Source organism: Sporomusa sp., from assembly GCF_035561255.1.
Taxonomy (GTDB): Bacteria; Bacillota; Negativicutes; order Sporomusales; family Sporomusaceae; genus Sporomusa.
In genome coordinates this window covers 1-3,749 of record NZ_DATMXX010000190.1, presented here as the reverse complement: position 1 = coordinate 3,749, position 3,749 = coordinate 1, and the positions used below count along the sequence as shown (strand labels likewise).

4 protein-coding genes are annotated in these 3,749 nt (G+C 41.6%); 1 reads left to right on the top strand and 3 read right to left on the bottom strand.

Features of this window, described 5'->3' with window-relative positions; genetic code table 11:
- From VN379_RS10755 to VN379_RS10745, 3 genes are all read right to left on the bottom strand, one after another.
- A partial coding sequence (locus VN379_RS10755) for a YifB family Mg chelatase-like AAA ATPase (RefSeq protein ID WP_325533645.1) occupies positions 1-1,528 on the bottom strand: 1,528 nt, incomplete at its 3' end.
- A gap of 19 nt (positions 1,529-1,547) precedes the next feature.
- A complete protein-coding gene (locus VN379_RS10750) occupies positions 1,548-1,904 on the bottom strand; it encodes a YraN family protein (protein ID WP_325533643.1) in 357 nt (118 codons plus the stop codon).
- Between the two features lie 18 nt (positions 1,905-1,922).
- Complete coding sequence (locus VN379_RS10745) at positions 1,923-2,213, bottom strand: EscU/YscU/HrcU family type III secretion system export apparatus switch protein (RefSeq protein WP_325533641.1); 291 nt, start codon at positions 2,211-2,213, stop codon at positions 1,923-1,925.
- 423 nt (positions 2,214-2,636) lie between these two features.
- On the opposite strand from VN379_RS10745, the gene VN379_RS10740 reads away from it, so the two are divergent.
- Complete coding sequence (locus VN379_RS10740; protein ID WP_325533639.1) at positions 2,637-3,386, top strand: SDR family NAD(P)-dependent oxidoreductase; 750 nt, start codon at positions 2,637-2,639, stop codon at positions 3,384-3,386.
- Positions 3,387-3,749: the final 363 nt, after the last annotated feature.

The following is a 3,749-nucleotide window of genomic DNA, read 5'->3' as shown; positions in this document are numbered from 1 at the left end:
ATTTCCTGGAAATATTTTGAAATTCATTGCGGAATTGAACGGCTTCCGCAATATGTCTTCCCTCAATTGATACCGAGCCACTTAAATCAGCAATTGTTTGAGCCACTTTGATTATCCGGTCATAACCACGAGCGCTCAGATTCATTCTACTAAAAGCCTGTTTGAGCAGACTTACAGCTTCAGATGTGAGATGACATAAACTTTTAATATGTTTATGCTGCATTTGCGCGTTGGCATAGAATCCAAATTTTTGGAGGCGCTGATGTTGAATCATTCTAGCCGCTTCTACCCGCTGGCGAATAGTAGCAGACGATTCTTGCGGCATGTCTTTTACTAAATCACTATACTCAAGACGTGGCACATGAATTGTTATATCAAGCCGATCCAAAAGTGGCCCGGAAATTCTTTTCTGATAACGACGTATATCACCGGGAGTACACAAGCAATCCCGGGTCGGATCTGAGCAAAAGCCACACGGACACGGATTCAAAGCGGTTATCAGCATCAGCTTAGCAGGGAATGATAAGGTAGCATTAACCCGTGAAATAGTAACCTCCCCGTCTTCAAGCGGCTGACGCAGCACCTCCAGTACAGTCCGGGGAAACTCAGGCAACTCATCCAAAAACAGCACTCCATTATGGCTTAACGTAACTTCACCCGGTCTTGGTGTACTTCCACCACCGATCATCCCAGCAGTTGATACAGTATGATGCGGACTGCGAAATGGCCTGCCAGTAACTAAACCAACATTATTTTTAAGTAATCCGGCGACACTATAAATTTTGGTTACTTCAAGCGCTTCCTGAGGCGTCATATTAGGCAAAATTGATGGGATACGCCTGGCAAGCATTGTCTTACCTGAACCTGGCGGCCCAACCATCATTACATTGTGAAAGCCAGCAGCAGCAATCTCAAGAGCCCTTTTGGCAACAATCTGACCTTGCACATCTGCAAAATCCAGCACTAACTCACTGGATTGGTTTTCCGGCAGATCAGGAACTATTGGAATAAGTAATTTCTTACCAGTAAGATGCAAAGCAACCTCAGACAATGTCTCCGGCGCATAGACTGTTACTTCGCCAGAGAGTAATGCTTCCTGAGCATTTTCCCTGGCCACAATCATTTCCGATATATTGTAACCCCGGCAGTTAGCGGCAATTGACAATATCCCTGATATGCCCCGCAACCTGCCTTCTAAAGAAAGTTCGCCAGCAAATACCTGACAGCGGCAACTCATTGGATTTACCTGACCGCTTGCTGCCAATATGCCTACAGCTATCGGTAAATCAAGACCAGAACTGTCTTTTTTAATATCTGCAGGCGCTAAATTTACCGTAATTCGGCGTGCAGGAAACTCAAATCCGCTGTTTTTAATAGCCGCTCTTACTCGTTCCCGCGACTCACGCACTGCAGTATCAGGCAATCCCACTATATCAAGGCCGGGAATGCCGTTTGCAATATCAACTTCAACTGTTATTAAAACACCATTTAATCCTAATGTAGTTGAGCCATAAGTCTGTGCAAACACGGCTTACCCCCGCAACGGCTTAGCTGCCAAACGCATTTATAATATGATTACAACGAACTGTTCCCTTTAATAAATATATCTCCAGAATGTCAAATCGGCAGGCCATATCATTAAGCCCACGATGATTTAAAAAACACAATGCAGTATTTATTATTTTTTTCTGTTTCCTAAAATTAACTGCCTCAGCAGGAAACCCGTAGATAGTTGAGCGTCTGGTCTTTACTTCAACAAAAACTAGATATTCTTTATCCTGTGCAATAATATCTATCTCGCCAGTTTTGGCACGATATTTTGTTGCGATAATTTTATAACCCAATTTACTTAAATAGATTGCAGCAGACTGTTCCCCTATATTACCAATGCCAATATGGTTCATAGTCTCCTCCGCAACCAATTATTCAGACTTTTTCCCTAATCTCTGGTCCAAACGGTAAATATAAGCCAAAACCTCGGCCACCGCTTGATATAACTCTGGTGGTACTTCACGATCTAACTCAACAGCCATCAGCATACCTGTAAGCGTTTTATTCTGATAGATAGGAATCCCATGTTCTTTAGCCGAACTTAAAATTTCTCCAGCAACAACACCAGTTCCTTTTGCTACAACTCTTGGCGCATTATTCTCATGTTCATCATAGGTGAGAGCAACTGCTTTTGACAATTTATCACGCTCCGGCTCAGTCACTCTATCCTCTCCTCGGTGACCAACACTTATCACAATTGGTCTCGTTTTACCTAGCAAAAATAGATCGGTAACAATCAAAATGCTCACCTACTATTTTATGGATTATATTCTTTATTACATATCCAATATCCTGCTCATAGCGTATTGATAATTACTCTCGTATTTGCCTTACAGAGGTGGATAACTAGCTATTTCTTATTACTTAAGTTTTTCTTGCAAACGCATTAAACTTGGAGATAAACTGGAAATACATAGGATAATCACCTTTATATCAAATGAAAAACGGGTGTAGGATTGTTGCTAGCGAAAGGATAGTTAATCCTTGGATATGCATATTTGGAGTGGAACTTAATTCTTGACAAAGATACTGTTATATTCATTATAAAATTCTAGATTATATGATAAGATGTTAGTGAGGTAAACATGATGAATGTTACATATAAACCTGTAGCTATTGTGACAGGAGCTGCCCAAGGCATAGGCAAAGCAATTGCCTACAAACTCGCACAGCAAGGTGCCACGATTATTATAGCCGATATCAATGAACCGGTCGGCAACAGTACTGTAAATAATATGATCGCCGATGGTTTGTCAGCTTTATTTTACAAAGTTGATGTTGGGCTGGCTGATGACATAAACGCCGTGTTTTATATGGTGAAAACTAAATACCAGCGCCTTGACTGGATTATAAATAATGCAGGAATATCTTTTTTTAAGCCAATAGATGAAATGGAAATCAGTGAATTTGACCGGGTAATTGATGTTAATCTCCGCTCGGCATTCTTATTTGCCAAATATGGCGCACCACTTCTGCGAAAGTCACCAAACGCGGCAATTGTCAATATATCATCAACCCGTGCGATAATGAGTGAGCCGCATAATGAGGCTTACTCTACCGCTAAAGCCGGTCTCCTGGGTCTCACCCACGCATTGGCAAATTCACTAGGCCCTACCATACGGGTTAACGCCATCTGCCCAGGATGGATTGATGTCGGCAATGCTGGCCTATTACAGGCAAAAGATCATTTGCAACATCCAGCCGGCAGGGTTGGAATTCCGGAAGATATAGCTAATCTAACAGCATTTCTTGTGTCTCGCGAGTCTGCTTTTATCACTGGTCAATCATTTGTTGTTGATGGTGGTATGACAAAGAAAATGATTTATGAGGAGTAATGAATCATGCGCCATATCCAATGCCATCAATCGGCATCAGTTATCGTACGACACCTTGGAGGGATTAATCAGTAATTTGTATTTATAGTGGTTGGGATGCTTTGAGGAATTACCTGCACACACTTTGGCTGAGCGTATACACAAATGCCGGTTATACCACGGACTAACCAAAAGAGAATTTGCAAAAAAGCTTGAAATTAATGAAAGAAACATACGGTTTTGGGAGACCGGGTTGTTCAAGCCTTCAGCAGAGTCGACAAAACTCTTATTGCCTTATCTTTCTATTTTAGAGCATTCTCCATCCAAGTGAAAATTCTCTATTGACATAATCTTTGGGTCACTCAGAATCAAATACTACTATAA

Coding starts and splice junctions, on each gene's coding strand:
- VN379_RS10750 (WP_325533643.1), bottom strand. CDS start 1,904: ATGAACCATATTGGCATTGGTAATATAGGGGAACAGTCTGCTGCAATC.
- VN379_RS10740 (WP_325533639.1), top strand. CDS start 2,637: ATGATGAATGTTACATATAAACCTGTAGCTATTGTGACAGGAGCTGCC.